Genomic DNA, 6,010 nt, shown 5'->3' with positions numbered 1-6,010 from the left:
AAGTGCAGGAATAGTGGGCCTATTTCAAACTTGCCCAACGCAGCGCCGGCGCTTCTGGCGAAGCGATCTGGTACCGAACTTTCCGCATGGCCCACTAGGCGGCGGCTCCGTTTCAGAGCCGGTCGTTCAGGTACGCGATCAGCCAGTTCCACGAATCGCGGTCGGCGCGCTCGTCGTAGCCCACCGGCATGCCGAACTGCTCGGCGATCGCATCGGCGCGGGGGTTCGTGAAGCTGTGGGTCGCCCCGGCGAAGTCGACGAAGGTGTAGGGCACTTCGGCGGCATCCATCTCCTCGCGGAAGGCGGCGATCTGCTCGGCGGGTACCAGCGGATCCTCGGCGCCGTTGAAGACCAGGATGTCCGCCTGCACCGTGTCCGGCTCGGCCGGGTGATCGGTGTTCAGCGCGCCGTGGAAGCTCGCGACCATCGCGAGATCGCTGCCCGCGCGCGCCGCCTCCAGCACCACGCTGCCGCCGAAGCAGTAGCCGATCGCGGCCAGGGGCTGCCCGGCGGTGAGTTCATGTTCGCGGAGCAGGGCCTCGGCGGCCTCGAAGCGGCCGAGCATCAGGTCGCGGTTGCCGCGAACGGCGGTCGCGAACTCGCGCGCCTCGCTGGGATGTTCGGCCAGCTTGCCGCTGCCGTACATGTCGAGGGCGAGCGCGACGTAACCGGCCTCGGCCAGCATGTCGGCGCGCCGGCGGACGTGCTCGTCGTGACCCCACCACTCGTGCACCACGATCACCCCGGGCCGCGGGCCCTCCAGCGAGGGGTCGTGGGCGAGGTAACCGGTGAGTTCGACGCCGTTGTGTTCGTAGACAACCTGCTCGCCGTATTCGGAGGGCGATTCGGCGCCCGCGGTGCCGAAAAACAGAAGCAGGGCGAGTGCGGGCAGTACAGGGACGTGACGCATGGGCTCTCCTCGGGTACTCGTTCAGGGATCAGGGCGCGCGCAGGGATGCGCGCCACCGGAAGTATCCGGCAGCATACCCGGCTCACGCAATGCAGCCGGATCGGCTGAGCCGGATCGGCTGAGCCGAAGCGGCATGAAGATCCGCGCGGCAGCCTCCGGGTCGCTCCGCCGGCGCGGGTCCGGGTGCACCCTCGCGCAAGCCGCGATACGATCCTCAGTGCAACCGGTTCATGAACGAACGACTGGAGGGGAAGTGATGGATTTTGCCAGGACAGGAGCACGCCGCGCCCGGTGCGCGGGTCCGCGGTTGATGGAAGACGGCGTGCAGTCCGGCCCGTATCCGCCTCTCCATCATCCGGGCGAGGGATGGGGGGCGGAATCGGCCCGGCTCTGGCGGATCGGCCCCGCAACCGCGGGAGGGGATCGGGCTTCCTCGCCCGCTTGCGGGGGAGGGCTGGGGAGGGGCCTCGCCGTTGCCGCCGCCGCGGCGCTGCTGTTCGCGGGCTGCGCGACCGTCCCGGAGGACCTGCAACCAGTGCCGGAGATCCAGCCCGAAGTCGCCGAGGTCCGGGAGGATCCCGATTCCTTTGCCGGAGCGACCGTGGTCTGGGGCGGCAGCATCGTCCGGATCGACAACCTCGCCGAGGGCACGCGGCTCGAGATCGTCTCCCGGCCGCTCGGACGGGACCAGCGACCGCTGCAGGTGGACCGCAGCGATGGCCGGTTCCACGCCTTCTTCCCCGGATTCCTCGATCCCCAGGTCCATACCCCGATGCGCGAGGTGACCGTCAGGGGGCAGGTTGGTGGTGTCAATGAGGACAGCATCGGCGAGTTCCCCTACACCTTCCCGCGCGTGGAGGTCGAATCGCTGCACCTCTGGCCGGTGCCAGAGCCGGAACCCCGGGTGATCTACCATGACCCCTTCTGGGACCCGTGGGGCCCGTGGGGGCCATCGTGGGGCCACCCCTGGCATAGGAGCCGGTGGTGATGCGTGAGCACGGCACGCGGCTGATCGCCCTCGTTCTGGCGGCTGGTCTGGCCGGCTGTGCGACGCCGCCCATGGAGCCGGCGGAGGGGCCCGAAGTGACCCCGCGTGAGGCGGTGAACGAGGCCCTGCCGGGCACCGAGCAGATCTGGGGCGGGGTGATCGTTCGCGGGGAGAATCTCCCGGACTTGACCCGGCTGGAGGTGGTCAGCTATCCGCTGCGCAGCCAGGAACCGCAGACCGGTCGGATGACCAATGGCCGATTCCTGCTGGAGGTGCCGGGCTTCCTGGATCCGGTGGATTACCGGACGGGCCGGCGCATCACCGCGCGTGGTGCGGTGGAACGAACGGAGGCGGGCAGGATCGGTGAGGTGGACTACGTGTTCCCGGTGCTGGTCGCGGACGAAGTCCACCTGTGGCCGGACGAGGCCGTCCCTGGGCGTGATCCGGGCCGGGTACGCTTCGGCATCGGGATCGGCATCGGGCTTTAGGCTCAGGCTCGTGCGGGTATGCACGAGCCCATCGCTGGCCTGCTCAGCCGCCGCTGCCGAACAGGTGGCCGAATATGCGCGCGCCGCCGATATAGGTCCCCATGGCCGAGCCGAGCGTGGTCAGCAGGAACACCAGCAGTACCCGTGACACCCGGTTGCTCCACCATCCGCGCGCGCTGGTGGTGTCGCGGCGCAGGCGCGCGAAGTCGCCCACCTGAGGCTTGCGCATGTAGAGTTCCACCGCCGCCGCGACGAAGCCCACGCCGATGGTCGGGTTCAGCGAGGTCAGCGGCGCGGCGAGCGCCACCGTGCCGATCGTGACCGGGTGCGCGAACGCGATGATGCCGCCCACCGCCGCAAGGCCGCCGTTGATCATGATCCAGTCCAGCACCATCTGCAGACCGAGCTCGGTGTTGCGGGTGAAACCGATCACGAAGCCCGTCAGAATGATGCCGACCACCACCCACGGGAGGTATTTCGGCCAGCGTGCCTTCGGCGGGGACTGCTCCAGCTGCTCCAGCACGTCCTCGGGCCGCTGGCGGTCCAGGGCCAGGTAGTTCTCGATGCCCTTCAGGTGCCCCGCCCCGACCACCGCCAGCACCTGCCGCGCGCCCTGGTCCGCCAGCTTGCGCAGATGCGCGGCCATGTAGCGGTCACGTTCGTCGATCAGCGGCAGGTAGAGTTCCCGGGACTGTTCCGCGAATTCGCTGAAGGTGGACTCGAGCATGTCGCCTTCCTTCAGGCGCTCGATGTCCTCCTCGGCGATCTTTTCCCGGCTCAGCACGCTCGCGAACAGGCCGCCGACCAGGCCCATGCGCTGCCACCAGGGCACCGCGCGGTAGGCCCGACGCAGGGTCAGGCCGATGTCCCGGTCGATCAGCGCCAGCGGCAGTCCCCGCTCCAGCGCGCCGAACATCGCCGCGCGCATCTCGGCGCCGGGCTCGATGCCGTACTGGTCCGCCAGCCGCTGCTGGTAGGCCCCGAGCGCGAGGCTGGCCGCGATCATCGGTGCCTGCCCGCTGCGGATCACGCTGAACAGGTCCATCCGGCTCATTGCCTCGGGGTCGAGCATCGCGCGCTGGCGGCTCATGCACAACTCGATCGCCACGGTGTCGAAGACGCCGCTGGCCATCAGGTCGGTCACCGTCCGCGCGCTCGCCGGCGACACGTGGGCCGTGCCGAGCAGGGTGATCTCGGTCTCGCCGATGCGGACGCGGCGGTGCGGTTCCCGGGCGAGGAGCTGGTCGACGGTGTCGTTCATCTTGCTCTGGTCAGCGTGCAAACAGCCCGCCATCGTAGCCGGAATGCGCTCGCGGGGCGAGCTTGCGGCGGTATTGGAGGGTCCGGGCGGAGGCGTCCTCGGCTCAGGCCGCGGCCCTCAGCCACCCCAGCCAGACATCCTGCAAGGCAGGGGATCGCGCGGCGACCGCAGAGGGCTTGTGCAGGCTGCGGCGGAACACGGGGCCGCCCTCCAGCGTGCACTGGCGCCCGCCGGATTCCGTCAGCATCAGGGTGCCGGCGGCGCTGTCCCACAGGGCCTGTCCGCCGTGCAGATAGAGATCGGCGCGGCCGGCCGCCAGCCACGCCCACTCGAGCGCGCAGGCACCGAGGTTGCGCTGGGAACGGAACGGCGGCTCCGTCACCAGCGCCAGCGCGAGCCGATGCGGCAGGCGCTTGTAATCGACCAGGGCCGTGCAGCGCGACAGATCGGCCTGCTCCGGCGGCCGGCTGGCCGGAGCCTCGCCGTTAAGCCGCAGGCCCGTGCCACGCGCAACGCTGAAGAGCTCGTCTCGGATGGGGTCGTAGGTGGCGCCGTAGGCCACGCCGCCGGTGTCGATCAGCGCCAGCGAGATCGCGAAGAAGGGCATGCCGCCCGCGAAATTGGTGGTGCCGTCGAGCGGGTCCAGCAGCCAGCAGGGCCCGCTCCCATCGAGTGCCGCCTGCTGCGCGGCGCGGGGCTGCTCCTCGCTCAGCACGGGTATTTCCGGAAACAGCTGCTCCAGCGTGTCGCGCAGGCGCCGGTCCACCGCGTGGTCGGCGCTGGTGACCAGGCTGCCGTCGGTCTTCTCCGAGACCGCGAGGTGGCCGTGGAAGCGCGGCAGCAGCTCCTCCCGGCCGGCGTTGCGCAGGGCCTCGAGGAGGGCGTCGAATGGGCGTTCGGGGGATGTCATCGGCCGGGTCCGTTCTGCGCGGAGCCGCCTGACTGCGGTTGGCTTCCGCGGGGTGAGCGCTGCTAGGTCCTGCGCGTATGATACCGGTTCATGACCGGACTCTTCGTGATCCTCGCCATTGTGCTGGTTGTCCTCTATTTCAACGACGCCTGGCGAAGCCTCGAGCGCGCTCGCAAGATCGCGCGCGACGTCTGTGCGCGGGCCGGGGTGCAGTTTCTGGACAGCAGCGTCGTGCAGACCGGTGTCAGGATCGAACGGGTAGGACGGTGGGGACTGATGCCGGCCCGGACGTACCGCTTCGAGTTCGCAACGGACGGCGATTCCAGGCACGCCGGCGAGATCACGCTGCGTGGACGCCGGGTGCGCGTGGTCAGCATGGATCTGCCCGATGGCGGGCGGGTGCTGGATGGGGAGATTCCGGCGCGCGATCCCGGGGAGTCGACGCGGTGACGCTGAACGAGCTGCGCTACATGGTGGCGGTGGCGCGCGAGCGGCACTTCGGCCGGGCGGCGGATGCCTGTCACATCAGCCAGCCGTCGCTGTCGGTGGCGGTGCGCAAGCTCGAGGACGAGCTCGGTGTGACCCTGTTCGAGCGCGGGCACGGCGAGGTGACGCTGACGCCGGCCGGCGAGGGGCTGGTCCGCCAGGCGCGCAGGGTTCTGGACGAGGTGGGCGTGCTGCGGGAGATGGCCACGCAGCAGCAGGACCAGCTCTCCGGTCCGTTGCGGCTCGGTGCGATCTATACCATCGCGCCCTACCTGCTGCCGGAGCTGATCCCGGTGCTGCACGAAGATGCACCGGAGATGCCGCTGGTGATTGAGGAGAACTTCACCGCGCGTCTGCGCGACCGCCTGAAGGAGGGGGAGCTGGACGCGATCGTCGTGTCCCTGCCGTTCGACGAGCCCGGCGTGGTGACCTTGCCGCTGTACGACGAGCCCTTCGTGGCCGTGTTGCCGGCCGCGCATCCACTGCGGCAGGAGAAGACGCTGACGCTGGACCGGATGGCGGACGCGACCCTGCTGCTGCTGGGTGCGGGCCACTGCTTTCGGGACCAGGTGCTGGAGCTCTGCCCGCGCTGCCTGCACTCCGCGGAGGAGGCCGGCAGTACCTCCCGCAACCTGCAGGGCTCGTCCCTGGAGACGATCCGGCACATGGTGGCCTCCGGCGTGGGCGTGACCATCCTGCCCTGCACCGCGGCCGGCGCCGACCGCTATGCACAGCGCCTGCTCGCGGTGCGGCGCTTCGCGGAGCCGGTCCCCAGCCGGCGCGTGGCGCTGGCATGGCGGGCGAGCTTCCCGCGTCCGCAGGCCATCGAGGCGCTGCGCCAGGCGGTACTGGAGACCGGCCTCTCCTGCGTTCGCTTCATCCAGCCCGGGCAGCGCGACGGCCAGGCGGCTCGTCAAGGGACTGCTGCGCCAGAGTGAGGGTCACCGTGGGAGCGGCCTCTGTGGGA

7 protein-coding genes are annotated in these 6,010 nt (G+C 70.1%); 4 read left to right on the top strand and 3 right to left on the bottom strand.

Annotated elements, in window-relative coordinates; genetic code table 11:
- Window positions 1-112 precede the first annotated feature (112 nt).
- Entirely contained in the window at window positions 113-910 is a 798-nt protein-coding gene (locus ACESMN_RS13070) for a dienelactone hydrolase family protein (protein WP_373054045.1), read from the bottom strand.
- A gap of 397 nt (window positions 911-1,307) precedes the next feature.
- Between ACESMN_RS13070 and ACESMN_RS13065 the strand changes: the two genes are divergently transcribed.
- Window positions 1,308-1,898: a Slp family lipoprotein gene (locus tag ACESMN_RS13065; protein WP_373054046.1), complete on the top strand. Its 591-nt coding sequence runs from the start codon at window positions 1,308-1,310 to the stop codon at window positions 1,896-1,898.
- On the top strand, window positions 1,898-2,386 hold the full coding sequence (locus tag ACESMN_RS13060; RefSeq protein ID WP_373054044.1) for a Slp family lipoprotein: 489 nt from the start codon (window positions 1,898-1,900) through the stop codon (window positions 2,384-2,386). Before ACESMN_RS13065 ends, ACESMN_RS13060 begins: the two co-directional genes overlap by 1 nt.
- A 43-nt stretch (window positions 2,387-2,429) precedes the next feature.
- Here the strand turns inward: ACESMN_RS13060 and ACESMN_RS13055 are convergent, their stop codons facing one another.
- Window positions 2,430-3,647, bottom strand: coding sequence for a TraB/GumN family protein (locus ACESMN_RS13055; RefSeq protein WP_373054043.1), 1,218 nt, complete (start codon window positions 3,645-3,647; stop codon window positions 2,430-2,432).
- Between the two features lie 103 nt (window positions 3,648-3,750).
- Window positions 3,751-4,557, bottom strand: coding sequence for an inositol monophosphatase family protein (locus tag ACESMN_RS13050; RefSeq protein WP_373054042.1), 807 nt, complete (start codon window positions 4,555-4,557; stop codon window positions 3,751-3,753).
- 90 nt (window positions 4,558-4,647) lie between these two features.
- On the opposite strand from ACESMN_RS13050, the gene ACESMN_RS13045 reads away from it, so the two are divergent.
- Complete coding sequence (locus ACESMN_RS13045; RefSeq protein ID WP_373054041.1) at window positions 4,648-5,007, top strand: DUF3301 domain-containing protein; 360 nt, start codon at window positions 4,648-4,650, stop codon at window positions 5,005-5,007.
- Window positions 5,004-5,981, top strand: a complete 978-nt coding sequence (locus ACESMN_RS13040; protein ID WP_373054040.1) for a hydrogen peroxide-inducible genes activator — start codon at window positions 5,004-5,006, stop codon at window positions 5,979-5,981. Before ACESMN_RS13045 ends, ACESMN_RS13040 begins: the two co-directional genes overlap by 4 nt.
- Window positions 5,982-6,010 lie beyond the last annotated feature (29 nt).

The organism is Thioalkalivibrio sp. (genome assembly GCF_041690275.1).
GTDB lineage: Bacteria > Pseudomonadota > Gammaproteobacteria > Ectothiorhodospirales > Ectothiorhodospiraceae > Thioalkalivibrio.
The sequence above is the reverse complement of the archived record's forward strand: the minus strand, read 5'-3'. Positions and strand labels throughout refer to the sequence as shown.

Coding starts and splice junctions, on each gene's coding strand:
- ACESMN_RS13045 (WP_373054041.1), top strand. CDS start 4,648: ATGACCGGACTCTTCGTGATCCTCGCCATTGTGCTGGTTGTCCTCTAT.
- ACESMN_RS13050 (WP_373054042.1), bottom strand. CDS start 4,557: ATGACATCCCCCGAACGCCCATTCGACGCCCTCCTCGAGGCCCTGCGC.
- ACESMN_RS13070 (WP_373054045.1), bottom strand. CDS start 910: ATGCGTCACGTCCCTGTACTGCCCGCACTCGCCCTGCTTCTGTTTTTC.
- ACESMN_RS13055 (WP_373054043.1), bottom strand. CDS start 3,647: ATGAACGACACCGTCGACCAGCTCCTCGCCCGGGAACCGCACCGCCGC.
- ACESMN_RS13060 (WP_373054044.1), top strand. CDS start 1,898: ATGCGTGAGCACGGCACGCGGCTGATCGCCCTCGTTCTGGCGGCTGGT.